The organism is Neobittarella massiliensis (ex Bilen et al. 2018), from assembly GCF_014269355.1.
In the GTDB taxonomy this organism is placed as follows: domain Bacteria; phylum Bacillota; class Clostridia; order Oscillospirales; family Ruminococcaceae; genus Neobittarella; species Neobittarella massiliensis.
The window spans coordinates 1,068,952-1,087,011 of record NZ_JACOGI010000001.1 but is presented as its reverse complement, the minus strand read 5'-3'; the positions used below and the strand labels follow the sequence as shown (position 1 = coordinate 1,087,011).

The 18,060-nt window shown below is 58.1% G+C and carries 19 protein-coding genes and 1 other annotated feature; of the genes, 5 read left to right on the top strand and 14 right to left on the bottom strand.

Translation table 11 applies throughout. The features are described from left to right. Window positions 1–43: 43 nt before the first annotated feature. The 5 genes from dapB (at window position 44) to H8K20_RS04980 (ending at window position 3,969) form a co-directional block, all read left to right on the top strand. On the top strand, window positions 44–793 hold the full coding sequence (gene dapB / locus H8K20_RS05000; RefSeq protein WP_186487663.1) for a 4-hydroxy-tetrahydrodipicolinate reductase: 750 nt from the start codon (window positions 44–46) through the stop codon (window positions 791–793). A gap of 27 nt (window positions 794–820) precedes the next feature. Continuing rightward, the gene (locus H8K20_RS04995) at window positions 821–1,273 is read left to right on the top strand and encodes an ACT domain-containing protein (RefSeq protein ID WP_186487662.1); all 453 of its coding nucleotides are present in this window, start codon (window positions 821–823) and stop codon (window positions 1,271–1,273) included. A 221-nt stretch (window positions 1,274–1,494) separates the two neighbouring features. After that, on the top strand, window positions 1,495–2,238 hold the full coding sequence (locus H8K20_RS04990) for a MerR family transcriptional regulator (protein ID WP_105203965.1): 744 nt from the start codon (window positions 1,495–1,497) through the stop codon (window positions 2,236–2,238). 274 nt (window positions 2,239–2,512) lie between these two features. Continuing rightward, window positions 2,513–3,229, top strand: a complete 717-nt coding sequence (locus H8K20_RS04985; protein WP_186487661.1) for an ABC transporter ATP-binding protein — start codon at window positions 2,513–2,515, stop codon at window positions 3,227–3,229. Further along, a complete protein-coding gene (locus tag H8K20_RS04980; RefSeq protein WP_186487660.1) occupies window positions 3,226–3,969 on the top strand; it encodes an ABC transporter permease in 744 nt (247 codons plus the stop codon). Before H8K20_RS04985 ends, H8K20_RS04980 begins: the two co-directional genes overlap by 4 nt. Window positions 3,970–4,077: 108 nt before the next feature. Here H8K20_RS04980 and H8K20_RS04975 read toward each other — a convergent pair whose 3' ends face one another. From H8K20_RS04975 to H8K20_RS04910, 14 genes are all read right to left on the bottom strand, one after another. Beyond that, window positions 4,078–4,911 carry an alpha/beta fold hydrolase gene (locus H8K20_RS04975; RefSeq protein ID WP_105203961.1) on the bottom strand — a complete coding sequence of 278 codons (834 nt, stop codon included), beginning with the start codon at window positions 4,909–4,911 and terminating at the stop codon, window positions 4,078–4,080. A gap of 209 nt (window positions 4,912–5,120) precedes the next feature. Beyond that, entirely contained in the window at window positions 5,121–6,344 is a 1,224-nt protein-coding gene (gene tyrS / locus H8K20_RS04970; RefSeq protein ID WP_105203959.1) for a tyrosine--tRNA ligase, read from the bottom strand. An 89-nt stretch (window positions 6,345–6,433) separates the two neighbouring features. Then, window positions 6,434–6,700, bottom strand: a binding site (T-box leader). A gap of 77 nt (window positions 6,701–6,777) precedes the next feature. Then, window positions 6,778–8,451: a DNA repair protein RecN gene (gene recN, locus H8K20_RS04965; RefSeq protein ID WP_186487659.1), complete on the bottom strand. Its 1,674-nt coding sequence runs from the start codon at window positions 8,449–8,451 to the stop codon at window positions 6,778–6,780. 57 nt (window positions 8,452–8,508) lie between these two features. After that, window positions 8,509–8,967 (bottom strand): arginine repressor, encoded by a 459-nt coding sequence (locus tag H8K20_RS04960; RefSeq protein WP_154865475.1) that lies wholly within the window; start codon window positions 8,965–8,967, stop codon window positions 8,509–8,511. Beyond that, the gene (locus H8K20_RS04955) at window positions 8,968–9,828 is read right to left on the bottom strand and encodes an NAD(+)/NADH kinase (protein WP_105203953.1); all 861 of its coding nucleotides are present in this window, start codon (window positions 9,826–9,828) and stop codon (window positions 8,968–8,970) included. It abuts the gene before it with no gap. Window positions 9,829–9,869: 41 nt separating this feature from the next. Beyond that, complete coding sequence (locus H8K20_RS04950; protein WP_186487658.1) at window positions 9,870–10,676, bottom strand: TlyA family RNA methyltransferase; 807 nt, start codon at window positions 10,674–10,676, stop codon at window positions 9,870–9,872. 11 nt (window positions 10,677–10,687) lie between these two features. Then, a complete protein-coding gene (dxs, locus tag H8K20_RS04945) occupies window positions 10,688–12,520 on the bottom strand; it encodes a 1-deoxy-D-xylulose-5-phosphate synthase (RefSeq protein WP_207721459.1) in 1,833 nt (610 codons plus the stop codon). 183 nt (window positions 12,521–12,703) lie between these two features. Then, window positions 12,704–13,591, bottom strand: a complete 888-nt coding sequence (locus H8K20_RS04940; RefSeq protein ID WP_186487656.1) for a polyprenyl synthetase family protein — start codon at window positions 13,589–13,591, stop codon at window positions 12,704–12,706. Then, a complete protein-coding gene (gene xseB / locus H8K20_RS04935; RefSeq protein ID WP_154865479.1) occupies window positions 13,581–13,793 on the bottom strand; it encodes an exodeoxyribonuclease VII small subunit in 213 nt (70 codons plus the stop codon). Before xseB ends, H8K20_RS04940 begins: the two co-directional genes overlap by 11 nt. Then, window positions 13,793–15,004: an exodeoxyribonuclease VII large subunit gene (gene xseA, locus H8K20_RS04930; protein ID WP_186487655.1), complete on the bottom strand. Its 1,212-nt coding sequence runs from the start codon at window positions 15,002–15,004 to the stop codon at window positions 13,793–13,795. The genes xseB and xseA overlap by 1 nt, the downstream gene beginning before the upstream one ends. Then, complete coding sequence (locus H8K20_RS04925; RefSeq protein ID WP_154865481.1) at window positions 14,997–15,968, bottom strand: tRNA (adenosine(37)-N6)-threonylcarbamoyltransferase complex transferase subunit TsaD; 972 nt, start codon at window positions 15,966–15,968, stop codon at window positions 14,997–14,999. The genes xseA and H8K20_RS04925 overlap by 8 nt, the downstream gene beginning before the upstream one ends. 6 nt (window positions 15,969–15,974) lie before the next feature. Continuing rightward, a complete protein-coding gene (nusB, locus tag H8K20_RS04920; RefSeq protein ID WP_178089678.1) occupies window positions 15,975–16,442 on the bottom strand; it encodes a transcription antitermination factor NusB in 468 nt (155 codons plus the stop codon). Window positions 16,443–16,672: 230 nt separating this feature from the next. Beyond that, window positions 16,673–17,044, bottom strand: a complete 372-nt coding sequence (locus tag H8K20_RS04915; protein ID WP_154865483.1) for an Asp23/Gls24 family envelope stress response protein — start codon at window positions 17,042–17,044, stop codon at window positions 16,673–16,675. A 231-nt stretch (window positions 17,045–17,275) separates the two neighbouring features. Beyond that, window positions 17,276–17,956 carry a SpoIIIAH-like family protein gene (locus H8K20_RS04910; protein WP_186487654.1) on the bottom strand — a complete coding sequence of 227 codons (681 nt, stop codon included), beginning with the start codon at window positions 17,954–17,956 and terminating at the stop codon, window positions 17,276–17,278. Window positions 17,957–18,060 lie beyond the last annotated feature (104 nt).

Genomic DNA, 18,060 nt, shown 5'->3' with positions numbered 1-18,060 from the left:
CCGAGGAGGAGCCACAGATAAAAAGGTTGGTGAAATAATCTCTATGACCAATATACTGCTCTTTGGCGCTATGGGTAAAATGGGCCGGGTGGTCAGCCAATGCGTGGCCCAGCGGGACGACTGTCAGATCATCGCCGGTATCGATAAGTTCAGTGATGGCAGTGCCGATTTTCCGGTCTACCCCACGATCACCGATTTTAAAGATACCTGTGATGTGATCATCGATTTTTCGCATCCGTCCGTATTTGATGAGCTGCTGCGCTACTGTATACAAAATAAAGTACCGGCCGTCATCTGTACCACCGGTCTCTCGGCCGAGCAGATTGCGGCGATCCATACCGCCGCCGAGACTGTGCCGCTGTTTTACAGCGCCAACATGTCATTGGGTATCAATCTGCTGCGGGCACTGGCCCAAAAGGCGGTGGAGGTGCTGGGTGGCCAGTACGATATCGAGATCATCGAAAAGCATCACAACCAAAAAGTCGATGCCCCCAGCGGCACGGCCCTCATGCTCGCCGACGCGATCAACACCGCCGCCGGCGGCCAGTACGAGTATGTGTACGACCGCCACAGCGTGCGGAAAAAGCGCGATAAGCGGGAGCTCGGTCTGCACGCGGTCCGCGGTGGCACCATCGTGGGCGAGCACGAGATCCTATTTGCCGGCCGCGACGAGGTGATCACGCTCTCCCACAGCGCCGCCTCTAAAGAAGTCTTTGCCGTGGGAGCTGTGCAGGCGGCACGCTTTATGCAGGGTAAAGGCCCAGGCCTTTACGATATGGCAGACATGATTTAACGGTAACCAGATAAGGAGGGACTTGTTATGCTCGGCGTTTCCAGTGTATCGGTGATCGAGGACCAGATGGTCTTGACTTTCAGCGATGTGCAGAGCGGCTCAGATTTTGTACAGGTGGTCTTTGGCCAGATGGCAGAGAGCGCGGTCAATGTAGATATGATCTCTCTCATCCCCGACCAGAGCGCCAGCTACAGTCTGGCGCTGACCACCTCAAATCAGTACTATCCCCAGCTCATGCAGCTGTTGGGCTCGCTGCGGGGCCGGTTTCCCCAGGTCAAGTTCGGCATTTCCGACGGGTATGCCAAGGTCATCTCCGCCGGCGAAGAGATGAAGAGCCAGCCCGGCGTGGCAGCTGCCGTCATCACCGCTGTACGCCGGAGCGGGGTCGATATCCAGATGATCACCACCTCCGAGACCGATATCTCGCTGCTGGTGCAATCGGTACACGCCGACACGGTAAAATCCGCATTAGAGGGCTAGCGGCTCCCCTTTCCGCTTTCATTTCACCAAGTTTGCCCCCAATATAAATTGAAGGTGTCTCCCCCTGTGGGCGACGCCTTTTTTATGTCACTTTATCGGCCATAGCTCCGCCTGGAAAAAGATAACGATCTACGGCCAAACACTCCACTATAACACCAAACTCTGTGCCTGTGCTATGATCGTGGTAGTGGATAGTATAAGAGCAGAGAGGTGTATCTCCTATGAAAACATATACTACGGCCCAGGTGGCCAAGATCATCGGCGTACACCCCAACACCGTACGGCTCTACGAAAAACTGGGGTTGATACCGCCGGCGCCGCGGCAAAAAAATCGCTATCGGGTATTTACCGACCGCCACATAGCCCAGTTTCGCTTGGCCCGCACCGCCTTTCAGGTAGAGGTGCTGCAAAATGGGCTGCGCCAACAGATGGTACAGATGGTCAAAACCGCCGCCACCGGCAAGTATGATGCCGCCATCGAGCAGTGTCGGTGCTACCTGCAGATGGTGCGACAGGAATTTGTGCGCGCACAAGAAGCGGCCTCTATCGTCACCGCACTTTTGCACGGCGACTCACCATCCTCCTACCCGGTGCTGCTCGGCCGCCGTCAGGTCTCGCAGCAGCTGCATATCTCGATGGATGCCCTGCGCAACTGGGAGATGAACGGGTTGCTCACCGTAAAGCGCCGCCAAAATGGCTATCGTGTGTACACCAGTGAAGATCTGCGCACGCTAAGAGTTATCCGCGCTCTGCGCGGGGCCAACTACTCGCTCGAGGCCATCCTACAGCTGCTGCAGCAGCTCTCCGTCGATCCGCAGACCGATGTGCCGGCAGCCCTCGATCTGCCGGCTCAAGGTGATATCGTCTCGGCCTGTGACCATCTGCTCGACTCGCTAAGCCAAGCCGAGATCAATGCCCAGACATCGCTGCAGCTGCTGTATGAGATGCGCCGTAGATTTTCGTAGCCGCCAGGGGCGGTAAAGCACTGTCTTACGATCTGGTATCGCATCGCCTTTAATCAGGCTGTGTCCCGCACGCGTTTAAGGTCTACAGCAATTTTTAAGCCCCCATACCTGCCAGGCAAAAATGCGGTCAACACCAGATGTCGGTTTTATGATCTGCAGCCAAAGTAATGGTGATTTTCCCGTTCTACCTGTCCCAAATATATAACGCTCCACTTTACCACCAGTCTTTTAGCTGGTGGTATTCTTTTTTTATCGAAAAAAGGAGGTAGAGACCATGTCACCAGTTATTCAAACAAGCCGGCTCACCAAGTCCTACGGGCCGCTGCTCGCCCTGAAGGGGTTAGACCTGTCGGTAGAACGCGGTACCGTCTGCGGTCTACTGGGTGCCAATGGGGCCGGTAAGAGCACCGCGATAGCCTGTATGCTGGGGCTGCAACGGCCCAGTAGCGGCGCCGTACAGATATTGGGCCAAGACCCCCGGATCGCGCGCAAACAGTTGTTTAAGCAAGTCGGTGTTCAGCTGCAAGAGACTTCTTTTCAGGAAAAGATAACCGCCGAAGAGCTCTGCCAGGTAAGTGCTGCGCTGTACCACCGCCCCCATGATTACCGGCAATTGCTGGCTCAGTTTGGCCTGGCTGATAAAGCTGGCCGCCCGGTAAAGGAGCTGTCAGGCGGACAACGGCAAAAGCTGTTTATTACGCTCGCGTTGCTGCCAAACCCACAGGTGGTGTTTTTAGATGAACTCACCACCGGTCTCGATCCGCGGGCCCGGCGAGAGGTCTGGGCCATCCTCTCCTCGCTAAAAGCGTCGGGGGTGACCATCCTGCTCACCTCGCACTTCATGGATGAAGTGGAGGCGTTGTGCGACCACATCTGTATTTTAAAGCATGGCAAAACAGTATTTTCCGGCACCGTCGGCCAGGCGGTAGCCGACAGTCCATACACCGCGTTCGAGGATGCCTACCTGTGGTATACGGAGGAAGATCGATGAGAGCTTTTCGCACGATGCTCAAAGTAGAGCTCAAACTTTCTCTGCGAGGAATGGATATGTTCATCTTTTCTATCTGTCTGCCGCTGGTGGTGCTGGCCGTCGTCGCCATGCTCTACGGGACTCGCCCTGCCTTTGCCGGTGCGCCTTATACCTTTGTCGAGCATTCTTTTCCGGCACTCGCCACCATCTCTATTTGTGCCGGCGGAGTAATGGGGCTGCCGCTGGTAGTATCCGATTACCGCAGCCGTGGCATCCTGCGCCGCTTTCGGGTCACACCGGTCAGTCCGGCACTGATCCTGCTGGTCCAGGTCGTCATCTATGCCCTGTATGCGCTGGGCTCGTTGTTTACGCTCTGGGCAGTGGCGGTGCTTGTCCTGGGTCTCCAACTGCACGGCTCTATTCCGCTGTTTTTACTCAGCTATCTGCTGGTCATGGCTACAATGTTCTGTATCGGCGTGCTGGTGGGCGGCGTGGCCGCTAACAGCAAAAGCGCCGGGATCTTCACCAGTATCCTCTACTTTCCCATGCTGCTCTTTTCCGGGGCAACGCTCCCCTACGAGGTGCTGCCTGCCGCTGCTCAAAAGATCGCCGATCTTCTGCCGCTCACGCAGGGCATCAAGCTGCTCAAGGCGGCCCTGCTGGGTCTGCCGATAAAAGAGGTGTGGATATCTATCCTGGTCATGGTGGTGCTCATCGTCGCCTGCGCCGTGCTGGCTATCCGCCTATTTAGGTGGGAATGACCGCGCTCTTATCATATTGCAGCGCAAAAAAGGGACCGCCCCTCTATATAGAGGGGCGGTCCCTTTTTTAATACCAGATGAGCGGTATTTGATCTCGCCGATATCGTTTTAGCCGTTTTGTTGGGGCACTTCCAGCTCCCACAGCCACGACTTCACCATCTCGCAAAAAATATTGGGGTGTTCGATATCCAGGTTGTGGCCGGCATTTTCCAGCAGCAGCACCGAGTGTTTGCGGTAATAAGAGAGGAGGCTCAGCGTCTCGGCAAATCCGACCACATTGTCCTGTTTGCCGAGCAAAAACAGCGTGGGGGTATCACAAAAACCAAAACGTTCTTCCGGGGTCACGGCATAGCCATAGCCGCGGTGCAGAATATCGGCCAGGTAATCGGCGTCATAGGCCTCCTCAGCAGGGACGATCTCATCCAGGTAGCGGTTAAAGGTGTACTGGTTTTGAATGACCATCGTCTTGGTAAATCCCTCGCGGTGCTGCTGGGGAATAGACTCTAAAAACTGGTAGTTGGTAAAGCCGGTAGTAAACTTGGGCAGCAAACGGTTTTCGTGTACCGGGTTGCTCACCGGGCAGATGAGCACGCCGCCCAACACTCTGTCGCGCAGCTTGCTGATGAGCCCGCGCACCAGATAGCCGCCATACGAGTGGCCGATCACAAAAAACGGCGTGTCGCTGCCGATCACCTGGTCAATGAAAGCGATGACAAAATCGAGCATGTCGTCGGTATTTTTAATGCGCTCGCAGCGGGGCGTGTCGCCCATACCGGGCAAGTCGGGGTAGATGCGGCGGTGGTGAGAGAGCAGATTGAACACCGGCTCAATGCTCTCTCGCATGTGCAGGTGGCTGCCGGTCCAGCCGTGCAGGGCAACGACCGGGGTGCCTTTGCCCAGCTCCTCGTAATATACTGGCGTATCCCAAACGGTGGCTGTCATGATCGATTACTCCTTTGGCGTTTTTCAAAACACAGGTGTCGATACAGATATCTATACTTCTAGTGTATCAAAAAACACCGTCAGTGTAAACGCATTTTCCCCAAAGCGCGGCCAAGCTCCGCAACACAGCGCAAAACGGCGGTACAAAAGTGCAAAAAAGTCTGGCCAAGGCATTACTGCCCCGGCCAGACTCTATGAAAGATACTATTTTACAGCGTGATCTTATGGAAGGTTTTTTTGCCCTTTTTGATGACGATGAATCCGTCGGCAAAATCCTCTCTGGCCACCATGTGCTTGACCGAGGTCACCTTCTCATCGTTTACCGAAACTCCGCCCTGATCGACCAGCCGCCGGGCCTCCCCGCGCGAAGGAGAGAGCCCTGCCGCCAGCATCAGGTCGACGATGCCGATCCCCTCGTCGCTCATCAGGTCGGCCGGCAGCTGGGTGGTGGGCATGTTCTGCGATACACTGCCCGCCGAAAACAGCGCCTGCGAGGCTTCCAGCGCCTTCTGGGCCTCCTCCTCACTGTGCACCAGTTTGGTCAGCTCAAAGGCCAGTTTCTCCTTGGCGCGGTTGATCTCCTGGTCTTTCAGGTGCTCGTACTCGGCGATCTCCTCCAGCGGCATAAAGGTCAGCATCTTCATGCAATTGATAACGTCGCCGTCATCGATGTTGCGCCAGTACTGGAAAAACTCGTAAGGAGAGGTCTTTTCCGGATCCAGCCATACTGCGCCGCTCTCGGTCTTGCCCATCTTTTTGCCCTCTTTGGTGGTGAGCAGGGTAAAGGTCAGGCCATAGGCCTCCTCTCCTTTTACCCGACGGATCAGGTCTACGCCGCCCAGGATATTCGACCACTGGTCGTCGCCGCCCAGCTCCATGGTGCAGCCCACTGCATCGTACATGTGCAAAAAGTCGTAGCTCTGCATGATCATGTAGTTGAACTCGATGAACGACAGGCCTTTCTCCATACGGGACTTAAAGCACTCGGCTGTCAGCATCTTGTTGACCGAGAAGTACACCCCTACATCCCGCAGAAAATCCAGGTAGTTGAGCTCGCACAGCCAGTCGGCATTGTTGAGCATCAGCGCCTTGCCGTCCGAGAAGTCGACGAACTTCGACATCTGGCGCTTAAAGCACTCTACATTGTGGCCAATATCCTCTTTGGTCAGCATTTTGCGCATATCGGTCTTGCCGGTGGGGTCGCCCACCAAGGTCGTACCGCCGCCCAGCAGCGCAATGGGCCGGTGCCCGGCCTCCTGCAGGCGCTTCATAATGGTAAGCTGCAAGAAATGCCCGACATGCAGGCTGTCGGCCGTGGCGTCAAACCCGGTATAGAAGGTGACACCGCCGCCATTGAGCAGTTCTTCGACCTTTTCCATATTGGTCGACTGGGCGATCAGGCCACGGGCCTGCAGTTCGTTAAAAATTCCCACAGTACATTCTCCTTTGATAAATTGTAATTGCGTGCAAGGTAAGAGGCAAACAGGTGAAAAGAAAATGCCCCCCGCAGACCATACGGTCTACAGAGGGCACAAAGTCAGCTCTTTGCGCGGTACCACCTCATCGGTCGCTGTCGCCTTGCGGCACACAGCCTCACAGGCTTCTAACAAAGCCCTGCACTGTAACGGGTGCTGCCCGTCCTCCCCTACTAATGGCCCGCTAAAACACAAGCCCTGTTGAGGGAGGCTGCTCGTGAGGTGTATTCCCGCCGATAAACGCTGCCCCTTCTCACCGACCAGAGGCTCTCTGAAGCTACATCGGAGGTACTCTTCCCCGTCTACGCCTTTTGCACGATATGTCTTTACTATACCCAGCCGAGACCAGAAAGTCAAGGCCCGCCCCCAATTTTATAAACATTTATCTCTTTTAGCGGGCGCCACCGTGGGCAAAAGCCAGTATCTCACGGGCGTTTTCCAGCGCCAGTGGGGTGATGTGATCGCCCGATACGATGCGCGCCAGCTCGGTGATGCGCTCGTCACTGCCCAGCGCCCGCACATCGGTAAAGGTCTGGCTGCCGTCGGTTGTCTTTTGAATGAGCAGGTGGCTGGCGCCGTATGCCGCCACCTGGGCAGAGTGAGTGACACAGATGATCTGGTGGCTGGCGGCCACTTCGCCCAGCTTTTGGCCAATGCGCTGGGCGGCACTGCCGCTCACCCCAGTATCGATCTCGTCGAAGATCAGCGTGTCGATACCGTCTTTATCGGCCAGTATGCTCTTGATCGCCAACATAATGCGCGAGAGCTCACCACCCGAGGCGATCTTCGAGATCGACTTGGGCTCCTCCCCCACGTTGGCCGAGATCAAAAACCGCACCTCGTCCATACCTCTGGGGTGCAGTTTGTCGGTGGGTTCTACCTGCACCACAAAGCGCACGCCGGGCATATTCAAAAAGGCCAGCTCCCGGCATACGGCCTGGGCCAATCGCTGGCCCACTTTTTTGCGCTTGGCCATCAGCTGCAGCGCCAGCTCCTTGCAGCTGTGCAGCTCGATCTTCATCCTGTCGCGCAGCGCCTCCAGCTGCTCACTGCCACCCTCTATCTGCGCCAGCTTTTGCCGACAGCTGTCGCCATAGGCCAGTATTTCCTCAATGCTCTGGCCGTACTTTTTCTTCAGGCGGTAAATGGTATCCAGCCGCGACTCGATAAAGTCGATGTCCAAATATTCCTCGTCATCCAGCTGCTGGGCCGAAATATCCCCGGCGTACTCCTCGATCTCATACCGCAGCGACTGCAGCTTATCACACACCGCCCCCAGTTCCGGCAGGTAGTCGCGAATGTTCTGCAGGGCCAAAACAGCACCGTCCAGCAGCTCCAGGGCGCCCGGGGCGTCCTCCCCCTGCAAGCTGCCCAGCGCCGTGTGCAAGTTCTGTGCGATGAGTCCGGCATACCGCGCCCGGTCCCGCTGTCCCTCCAGCGTACTGTCCTCCTCCGGCTGCAGCTGGGCGGTCTCGATCTCGCTGATCTGGTACGAGAGGATATCTATCTGTCGGTCCCGGTCGGCCTGTGCCTGTTCCAGCTCCCGCACCTGTTTTTTCAGCTGTCGCACCTTGTCAAACTGCAGGTAGTACTGCCCCAGCAGATCCTCTAGCTGGCCGTACCTGTCCAGCACCTCTACGTGGCGGCTCTCATCTAAAAGCTGCTGGCTGTCGTGCTGGCCGTGTACGGTGATCAGCGTCTCCCCCAGCTCTTTTAAAATGGTCACGTTGGCCGGTCGACCGCCGATCTTGCAGATATTGCGGCCGTCCTTGAGTATTTCCCGGGTAATGAGCAACTGCCCGTCCTCGCACAGGTAGCCCAACTGTTGCACCTTGGCTATCGCCGCCGGCGAAATGTCCTCGAATACGGCACTGATGAGTGCGCGGTCGGCACCGCGGCGAATGATATCCTTAGAGGTGCGGTTGCCCAGGATAGCGTTGACCGCTCCGATCAGCATCGACTTGCCGGCGCCGGTCTCGCCGGTCAACACGTTGAGACCGGCGATCAGCTGTAAGCTGGCCCGCTCGATCACTGCTATATTTTCGATGTAGAGTTCCCGCAGCATCTAAATCCCCCTATCGGTGGTGTGGCGGCAGGTCCACTTTTTGATCTCTTGTCTTATCTATCGGCTGATATATTTCTTTAATTCCTGGCACAGGTCTTTGGCACACTGCTCGTTGCGCATGAGGATAAAAAAGGTATCCTCTCCCGCCAGCGAGCCCACAAAACCGTTCCAGTGCATCTCGTCAAAGGCAGCGCAGGCGGCTTGGGCCAACCCCTTATAACAGGTCACACACACCATATTCATGGCGTAATCTACCTCTCGCAGAGCCTCCGAGATGATCACCGAGTAATTGAAGTCGGTGGCCTTGTTGTCGGTGCCCCGGTGTGGGACCGAGTAGCGGTAGGTCCCGTCCGACGACATCGATTTGACCAGGCGCAGTTCCTTGATATCGCGGGATATCGTGGCCTGTGTCACCTCAAAACCCTCTTTTTGCAAAAGGCCCAGCAACTCTTCCTGGGTGTTGACGGCGTACTGTCCGATCAGTTCCAGTATTTTTGCATGGCGTTTGGCTTTCATTTACCGCCACCTCCCTATAAATTTTGTCTTGAGCACCTTAAAAAATTCCCGGTCCGAGAGCATGATGAACTGCAGTTTTTTCTTGGCCGCCTTCACCACCACCGCATCGGCGTTCTGCAACTGGACCGAGCGCTCACCGTCGATGGTCACGTACATGTCACCGCCCCGGCTGATGGGCCGTATGGTCAGCGCATCGTTTTGCGAAAACAGGATGGGCCGCGAAAACAGCGAGTGGGGCGAGATGGGGGTGAGCTGCAGTGTGCGGATGGTCGGGTCGATGATGGGGCCGCCCGCCGACAGCGCATAGGCAGTCGAGCCGGTGGGGGTCGAGACGATGATGCCGTCGGCCCGATAGCTGGTCACCAGCTCCTCACCCGTATATACGTCCAGGTCCAGGATCTTCGACACCGTGCCGTTGGAGACCACTGCGTCGTTTACGGCGATATAGTGCTTTTTGCCGTACTGGCTGCAGATGCAAACGTCCAGTACCAGCCGCTTTTGGATCGAGAACTCGCCGGTGCACAGCTTTTCGAGCATATCCAGCTCATCGGGCTCTATCTGCGCTAAGTAGCCCAGCCGGCCGGTATTGATACCGATGAGCGGTTTGTCGTGCTGCAGCGCGTGTTTGGCCTGGTGCACCACCGTACCGTCTCCGCCGATACAGATGATGGCATCACATTTTGCCAGCGCCGTCTCCGCCGCGACATACTTTACCCCGGCAATGGGCAGCACCTCCTGCATGGCTTTAGCCATGTACAGGGTACTGCCGTGCTGTAGCAGCACCGCACAGGCGTCTGGCGTACACTCGGCAGTGCCGGTTTTTTCCAGGTTGGGCACCACAAAAAAGGTAGACATCTTCATAGCAAATCGCTCCGTATGTACAAAAAGAGTCAGGGAACAGATCAGGCCAGCACCTGGTGCGACTGCTCCACCACCTGCGCCGGGGCATCCAGATCAAACGGCGATACCTCTCCCTCGGTGCGCTGCAGCCACAAGAGGTACTCGATGTTGCCTTCCGGCCCCTTTACCGGTGAAAAGGTCAATCCCTTTACACAAAAACCGTGCGTCTGCGCAAAGGCGACCACTTTCTCGATCACTTCCCGGTGGGTGCTCTGCTCCCGCACCACTCCTTTTTTGCCCACCTTTTCCCGCCCCGCCTCGAATTGGGGCTTGATCAGGCAGACGATCTGTCCTGCCGGGGCCAAGAAGTCGCGGACCACCGGCAACACCAGCGTCAACGAGATAAACGACACATCGATGCTGGCCAGGTCTACCGGCTCGGTCACCTGCTCGTGGGTCAGGTGGCGGATATTCTGCCGCTCCAGATTCACCACTCGCTCGTCGGTGCGCAACTTCCAGGCCAGTTGTCCGTACCCCACGTCGATGGCATAGACCTTTCGCGCGCCGTTTTGCAGCATACAGTCGGTAAAGCCGCCGGTAGAGGCCCCCACATCCATGCACACGCTGTCTTGCAGGTCGATAGCAAAGCAGGCCATAGCCTTTTCGAGCTTTAAGCCGCCCCGGCTCACGTAGGGCAGCGCGGTACCGCGCACCTCTACCCGGTCGCCTTCCTTTACCACGTCACCGGCCTTGTCGGCTTTCTGTCCGTTTATATATACGGTGCCGGCCATGATGTAGGCCTGGGCGCGCTGCCGCGACTCGGCCAAATTGTTCTGAGCCAGATATACATCCAATCTGGTCTTCTGCATGCTCTTCCCCCCTATTGCCGCAAAAAGTCTGTCAGGCTCGCGGCATCCAGTCCCAGCTGGCAAAAGTTTCGCTCCACCGCCGCCTGGGGCACAATGCCGTTATCGATCGCGCGGATGCGCACCTCGCCGCGGTAGCCGCGCTCCATCAGCGCCGCCGCTATAGTCGCGGCAACACCGCCGGCGCGAATGCCTTCCTCCACCAAATACAGGTGGTCATACTGCTGCATCATGTCCAGCATCTCGTCACTTACCGGCCAAATGCGGCACAGCCGCAAAATATCAGCCGGCTGCTCGGCCGTAGCCGCCAGCACCTGCGAAAAAACACGCCCGTAAGTGACGACCAGCCGATCGCTGCCACATTTTTGCAGCTGATAGCCCTTTTTCAGATCGGTATCGCTCACCGGCAGCGACTCATCCTCCTTGCCGCGGGGGTAGCGCAGCGCACAGGGCCCCTCGATCTCGTAGATACAGTGCCGCAAACACTGCGAGAGCTCACGGTAGTTGACCGGCGAAAAGATCTGCATCCCCGGCACCTGGGTGAGCAGCGATACATCGTAGATGCCCTGATGGGTCTCTCCGTCCTGTCCCACTAAGCCCGCCCGGTCGATGGCGAACACCACGTGTGCCCCCTGTAGCGCCGTGTCGTGTAGGATCTGGTCAAAGCTGCGCTGCAAAAAGGTAGAGTACACCGCAAATACCGGCAACAGCCCGCCGGTGGCCAGCCCCGAGGCAAAAGTCACTGCGTGTTGTTCGGCAATGCCCACATCGTAAAACCGGTTGGGGTACTTGTGCTTAAAAAACTGTAAGCCAGTGGCGTATTTCATGGCGGCGGTGATCGCGCAGATACGGCTGTCCTTTAGCGCCAGTTTTACCAAACTCTTGCCAAAAGCCGAGGAAAACGAGTTTTCCAGGGAAATATCGGGGTTTCCTTTTTCCAGATCAAAGCTGGGCACACCGTGGTAGGCTCCGGGGTTCTCCTCGGCCTTGCTGTAGCCTTTTCCCTTCTGGGTAGCCACATGGATGACCACCGGCCGCGCCAGCCGCTTGGCCCGCTCCATCGCGGCGCACAGCTTATCGATGTCGTGGCCGTCGATGGGCCCCAGATAGTCAAAGCCCCAGTCCTCAAAAAAGGTGGTGTGATAGATCATAGTCTTCAGCCGCGACTTGGAATTCTGCAGCACTTCTTTTACCTGCTTGCCCACTACCGGCGTGTGCTCCAGCGTGTTCGAGAGCCGGTCTTTAAATCGGTAATAGGCCGGCTTGGTGCGGATGTCCGACAGGTAGTTGGCCACCGAGCCCACGCTCTTGGAGATAGACATCTCGTTGTCGTTTAAGATCACGATGAGGTTTCCCGGCGTCTTGCCAGAATTGTTGAGCGCCTCATAGGCCATACCGCCGGTCAGTGCCCCATCGCCGATGACCGCCACCACATAGCCCTCGTCGCCCTGCAGGCGCTTGGCCTCCGACAGGCCCAGCGCCGCCGAGATGGAGGTGCTGGCGTGGCCGGCCACAAAGGCGTCGTGTTCGCTCTCATACGGCTTGGGAAAACCCGACAGTCCACCTTCGGTGCGGATGGTGTCGATGCGCGACAGCCGGCCGGTGAGCATCTTGTGGGTGTAGCACTGGTGCCCCACATCCCAGACGATGGCATCTTTGGGGGTGGTAAAGGTCTTGTGCAGCGCCAGCGTAAGCTCCACCGCCCCCAGGTTCGAGGCCAGGTGCCCACCGTTTTGCGACACCACCTGAATAAGCTTTTGGCGTATCTCGTCGGCCAGAGCGTAGAGCTCGGCAGTATTGAGTTTTTTTACGTCGGCCGGACTGCCGATCTTCTCTAATCTAGACAAAAGCGTCACCTTGTTTTATATAGTCACCGGCGGCAAGATCTTCTTGGGGCAAAACCGCTACCCAAATCTGCCGGTACTCTTTAAAATACTGCGCTGCAGCCTAGGGCTGGGCGCGCAGGGCGCACCAGATCGGTGCGCGGGCCGTGAGCCGCCGTGTTTCGGGTCGTCACCGCGCGGCGGTCATCAGTTCTCTCTGTCGGTCAGCCGCCAGCACAGCGAGGCCAGATATTTGCCGCTTTCCGGAGCTACCACCTGATATAGCTTTTCGATGGCGTCGCTGGTCAACTGGCGCACTGCCTCCTGTGAGCGCTCTAAGCCGTACAGGGTAATAAAGGTTGTCTTGCCCTGTTGGGCGTCGCTGCCAATGGGCTTGCCCAGCTTTTGCTCGTCGCCGGTGGCGTCCAGAATATCGTCTACGATCTGAAAGGCCAGCCCCACCATGCGGGCAAAGTCGCCCAGTATCTCCAGCTCTTCATCACCAGTATGGCCGGCGGCCACTGCACCCAACTGGGCGGCCACCGCGATAAGCGCCCCGGTCTTTAACCGGTGCATCTGCTCCAGTACCTCGGCCGGCGTGTCGCGGTTTTCCCACCCCAGATCGATGACCTGGCCGCCGATCATGCCGTGGCAACCGGCAGCCTCAGCCAGCAGCTTTACCGCCAGCAGGCCCTGCCGGACTCCGGTGTCGGCTGTGGCCAGCGTGTAAAAGGCGTGGGTGAGCAGCCCGTCGCCGGCCAGCAGCGCATTGGCCTCGCCAAAAACCTTGTGATTTGAGGGCTTGCCCCGGCGCAGATCGTCGTCATCCATACAGGGCAGGTCGTCGTGGATGAGCGAGTAGGCGTGCACCATCTCCACCGCGGCGGCAAACGGGAGCGCCGCCTCCACTTTGCCGCCAAGCGCCCGGCACACCTCCATACAAAACAGCGCCCGCACCCGTTTGCCACCCGACAGAAGGCTGTAATTCATGGCGTCTATCACATCCCGGTACAGCGGGCTGCCGGCACTGATACTGCCGCGCAGATAAACTTCCAACAGGTCTAGGTCGGTCTTGGTGATGGTGTCAAAGTCCATTGGTATCCTCCCCCAGGGCCACTTCTTCTATCTTTTCCTGCGCTTTCTGCAGTGTGCTGTAACAGCTGGCAAGCAGTTTCGCCGCCTGGGCGTAAGCCGCAAGCGACTCATCCAGCTCCATCTCTCCCTGCTCCAAACGGGCTACGGTCTGTTCCAGCTGGGCCAGATCCTCTTCAAAACTGGCTTTTTTCTTGGCCGGCATCAATCTTCCCCCTTCCAGGTCTGCTGCACTGTACAGTCGGCGCCGCCGCGGGCAAAGCGCAACAGCAGCTTGTCCCCCGGCTGCAGTGTCGCGGCATCGGTGATGGTCTTTCCATCTTTGCTGGCAATAGCCCAGCCCCGCGCCAACACACCGGCTGGGTTTAGGCTCTCCAGCTTGCCGGCTGCCGCCTGTAGCTGCAACTTCTTTTTTTCAGTCAAGCGCGCCACCGCCAATGCCAAACGCTCCTTTTGCAGGTCCAGCTGCCGGCGGTAACGGTCGATATCCTTTTGTGGGTGCTGGGTCTGGCAGCGCCGGCGCAGTGCGTCGGTCTGCTGCACACACAGCTGCAGTTTCCCCTGTATAGCCGCCTGGGCCCGTCGCCCCAACTGTTCCAGCCGCAGGCGAATATCCCCCAGATCGGGCACCGCCAACTCCGCTGCCGCCGACGGGGTGGGGGCCCGCATATCGGCTACCAGGTCGGCCACTGTAAAGTCGATCTCGTGTCCAATGGCCGAGATGATGGGTACCGGGCAATTGTAGATAGCCCGGGCGATGCGCTCGTCATTAAACAGCCACAGGTCCTGCTGGCTGCCGCCGCCCCGGGCTAGGATCGCCAGATCAAAATCCGGACGCTGCGACAGGTATTCGATGGCCCGCACGATCGTCGGCACCGCCCCCTCCCCCTGTACAGTGACCGGCAAAAGAGATAGCTGGCACAGATCGTACCGGCGGCCGATCACCTGCAAGATATCCTGCAGAGCCGCCCCAGATTTAGAGGTGATGAGCGCGATGTGGCGGGGGAACGCCGGCAGCGGCTTTTTGTGGGCCGCATCAAAAAGCCCCTCTGCCGCCAGCCGCTGCTTGAGCTGCTCAAGTGCCATCTGCTGGGCGCCGACCCCGTCGGGGATGATCTCTCTGGCGTACAGCTGATAGGCGCCGTCGCGCTCAAATACGGCTATATCGCCGCGCACGATGACCTGCATGCCGTCCTGCGGGTCAAACTGCAGCTGGGCCGCCGCCGAGCGGAACATCACCACTTTCAGCGAGCTGCCCCCATCCTTGAGCGAGAAGAACAGGTGCCCGGTCTTAAAATGCCGGTGAAAGCTGTGTATCTCGCCCCGAATGAGCACGTCGTGCAGCTTGCGGTCCCCCTCCAGCAGCGACTTGATATAGCGGTTGAGTTGAGTGACGGTGAGCGCAGAGCTAGGCATAAACGTTCTCCCCCTCGGTATCGCGCCGCCCGGCATGGGCGCGCCGCGCTAGCAGCGCCACGCCGGCCGCGTTGTCGGCCGAGAAATCAGCCGGGGCAAAATAGCCGCCGTACTTCTCCCCCATCGCCGCGGCGATCAGGCTGTTGCTCATCACGCCGCCGGCATACACCACCGGCAGGTCGCCGTAATGCTGCAGCAGTCTCGCGGTCATGCCGTCCAGCGCAGCGCATATGTACTCGATGCAGTAGCGGGCCACGTCCTCTGCCGGCGCCCCCTGGTCCACCATTTTCTGGCACTGGTTCTGCACACCCGAAAGGCAGCAGTCAAAGCCTTTGAGCACCGGCTTTATATGAAAGCGCGCCCTGCTCTGGCAGGCCAGCGCATCCAGCTGCTTCCCGGCGGGAAACGGCAATCCCAGCATACCGCCCACCCGGTCTACCGCCTGCCCCGCCTTTAGGTCGAGCGAGCCCGCCACCTGGCTGGTCTTTAAAATACGCGTGTCGTCAGGGGTCACCAGCACCGCCTCGGTGGTGCCGCCCGACAGGTGAAAAGCCAAAAACGGTGCCTCTAACAGGGGCATGGCCCCCGCCCCATACAGGGCGGCCATAATGTGCCCCTGCTGGTGCGCCACCCGGTATACCGGCCGGCAAAGCAGCTTGCCAAAAACGTTGGCCAGCCCCTCCCCCACCAAAAAGCAGGGCATGTACGAGCCCTCGATATCCCGCGGCCGGGCCGATACGCCGATAGCAGAGATCTCCCCGGCGGAGAGATCAGCCATCAGCTCCTGCTGTAGCAGCGAGAAGTTCTTGGCGTGCAAAAAGCAGGCGTCGCTCTGGCGCAGCCCCAGCTGACCGTCTTTGACCGGCAGCGGCAGGCGAACGTTTTTGCACACCTGCCCGCCCTCATCACACAGCGCCAGCGAGGTGGTGTAGTTGCTGGTGTCGATCCCCAAAAAATAGCGCATCGCCGGTCACTGCTCGCCGGCAGTTGCGGGCTCCGGCTGTTCATCGGCCTCTGTAGCTGCCGGCTGGGGCAGCTCTTTAGAGATTGCCCCCAGTATCCCGTTGACAAACGAGAAGTCCTCGTCGTTGCCGTATTTTTTAGCCAGCTCCACCGCCTCGTTGATCGCCACCCCGACCGGGGTCAGCGCAAAGGTCATCTCGCACACGGCAATGCGCAAGATCGCCAGGCACACGTGCGAGAGCCTGTCCATTTTCCAGGCCTTCAGGTGGCTGCTGATCTTCTCGTCGATCTGCTCCTGATGGTTATTGAGCTCACTGAGCACCGTGAGCGCATAGGTGCTCATCTGCAGTTCTCCGCACTCCTCAGCTTTCTGCACGATCTCGTCAATGGTCTCCTCGGTGAGAAACGACTTCTCAAAGGCCAGTATAAAGGCGGTCTCTCGCGACTGGGTACGGGACATGGGTAAGGTGGTCATAATCATTTCCTCGCTTGATGGGTTTTGGTTTACAGGCGATGCGCGCCGCCGGCCGGCAGGTCCCCACATAAAACACACCCCCCGGTCGGCTTCGGCGGGAGGGTGGTTTTCTAGGGTGCCGGCGCACCTCAGGCGCAAAATACACTTCCGGCCCACCGGGCGTTGTACCGTCAGGCGGCGTCGCATCCCATATATTCTCTGTTTTTTATGTCTGCTGGCAGCGGTCCGCTCTAGCTCTGGGGAGCGGCGTCAGCGGGCTGCGCGATGCCCTGCACCACGATATCCACTTTCGATACGGTGATGCCGGTCATGTTCTGGATGGCGCTCTTCACGCCGTTTTGTACCGCCAGCGACACGTCAGGGATGCTGGCCCCCTGGTACAGGTCCAAAAACAGCTCCACGGTGGCAATGTCGCCGTTTAGCTCGATGTGCACCGGGTGCTGTTTAGCCGCCTTGGCCAGCAGCCCGGAAAAATTTTTGTTCTCGGTGGTGACTGCGGCCACCCCCTCGACCTCCTGGGCGGCGAACTGGGCAATAGTGGCCAGCACGTCCTCCGAGATCTTCAGGTTGCCAACGGTCTCTCTGGTGACATTTTCACTCATGAAGGTAGTCCCCCTTTTTGATCGGCGTCATCCGCCCGACGCACGGCGCGGCGGTCCGCCCTTTACTGGCAGCAGTTGGGCCCAGCCCAACACGGCACTATACAGCTGCTGTGTATAGATTTTGTCAAAAATGCATACAGGCCCACTTGGGGCCATGTCTACAGCCGGCTATCTGCATAAAGTACGGCTGTATGTATGCAACTATTATACCACAAAAAGCACGGGAGACAACTAATTTACCTCAACAATTGAAATATTTTCTGCCTCCACGCTGGCCTCTCTGATCACGATCTCCTTGATCTGATTGGCGGTCTCCGGCGTCAGGCCCTCGGTCTTTACCACGATATCGGCCTTTTCGTCGTTTAAATAGACCAGGCAATCCTCAAAGCCTTTGGCCTTCACCAGCGACTCGATCTTGCTCTCGCTCTCGATGGCCTTCACAATGTACGAGAGCTCGGCGGTGAGCTTCTCCTTCTCGTCGGCGGTGATCGAGGCGTCTTTCAGCGACTTCTGCAGCTTATCCAGCGCCTCGTCGCGGGTCTTGGTGCGGTTGGTGCGCGCCTCGGTAAAGTACTTAGTGCTGCTCTTGGCGGTGCTGGCCTGTTCTTTGGTGCCCATGTTTTCGTCTTTTTCACTCTTCTTCGAGCTGGCTTTCGACTTGGAACTGGACTTTTTGGCCGCGGTCTCCTCGGCCTCTTTCGAGCTGTCGTCGGCACTGGCGGTACCGTCTTTTTGCTCGTCGCCGTTTTGCGTGTTCACGTACTCGGCCTCCCCGTAATTGGCACTTACATCCAGCGAGTCGGTGATGGAGAAATCGTTATCGGCTTTGGCAAACTGCCAGTTCAGATAGATCGCCACGCTGAGCGCCAGCACCAGCGCCCCCAAGATGACCTGCTTTTTTCCTGCTTTCATAATCGAGCTCCTTTCTTTCCAGCGGCGTTTTCAGGGTGTGATACCGCGCCCGATCGACCGCCGCTGGGGACAATCGGAACAATCTATGCCAAAAGCGGGAGAGA

Excerpts from the sequence above, each read along its gene's own strand:
- dapB (WP_186487663.1), top strand. The coding sequence starts at position 44 with ATGACCAATATACTGCTCTTTGGCGCTATGGGTAAAATGGGCCGGGTG.
- nusB (WP_178089678.1), bottom strand. The coding sequence starts at position 16,442 with ATGACCACCTTACCCATGTCCCGTACCCAGTCGCGAGAGACCGCCTTT.
- H8K20_RS04990 (WP_105203965.1), top strand. The coding sequence starts at position 1,495 with ATGAAAACATATACTACGGCCCAGGTGGCCAAGATCATCGGCGTACAC.
- H8K20_RS04955 (WP_105203953.1), bottom strand. The coding sequence starts at position 9,828 with ATGAAGATGTCTACCTTTTTTGTGGTGCCCAACCTGGAAAAAACCGGC.
- H8K20_RS04960 (WP_154865475.1), bottom strand. The coding sequence starts at position 8,967 with ATGAAAGCCAAACGCCATGCAAAAATACTGGAACTGATCGGACAGTAC.
- H8K20_RS04940 (WP_186487656.1), bottom strand. The coding sequence starts at position 13,591 with ATGGACTTTGACACCATCACCAAGACCGACCTAGACCTGTTGGAAGTT.
- xseB (WP_154865479.1), bottom strand. The coding sequence starts at position 13,793 with ATGCCGGCCAAGAAAAAAGCCAGTTTTGAAGAGGATCTGGCCCAGCTG.
- recN (WP_186487659.1), bottom strand. The coding sequence starts at position 8,451 with ATGCTGCGGGAACTCTACATCGAAAATATAGCAGTGATCGAGCGGGCC.
- H8K20_RS04915 (WP_154865483.1), bottom strand. The coding sequence starts at position 17,044 with ATGAGTGAAAATGTCACCAGAGAGACCGTTGGCAACCTGAAGATCTCG.
- H8K20_RS04995 (WP_186487662.1), top strand. The coding sequence starts at position 821 with ATGCTCGGCGTTTCCAGTGTATCGGTGATCGAGGACCAGATGGTCTTG.
- H8K20_RS04950 (WP_186487658.1), bottom strand. The coding sequence starts at position 10,676 with ATGCAGAAGACCAGATTGGATGTATATCTGGCTCAGAACAATTTGGCC.
- H8K20_RS04925 (WP_154865481.1), bottom strand. The coding sequence starts at position 15,968 with ATGCGCTATTTTTTGGGGATCGACACCAGCAACTACACCACCTCGCTG.
- H8K20_RS04910 (WP_186487654.1), bottom strand. The coding sequence starts at position 17,956 with ATGAAAGCAGGAAAAAAGCAGGTCATCTTGGGGGCGCTGGTGCTGGCG.
- xseA (WP_186487655.1), bottom strand. The coding sequence starts at position 15,004 with ATGCCTAGCTCTGCGCTCACCGTCACTCAACTCAACCGCTATATCAAG.
- H8K20_RS04980 (WP_186487660.1), top strand. The coding sequence starts at position 3,226 with ATGAGAGCTTTTCGCACGATGCTCAAAGTAGAGCTCAAACTTTCTCTG.
- H8K20_RS04975 (WP_105203961.1), bottom strand. The coding sequence starts at position 4,911 with ATGACAGCCACCGTTTGGGATACGCCAGTATATTACGAGGAGCTGGGC.
- H8K20_RS04985 (WP_186487661.1), top strand. The coding sequence starts at position 2,513 with ATGTCACCAGTTATTCAAACAAGCCGGCTCACCAAGTCCTACGGGCCG.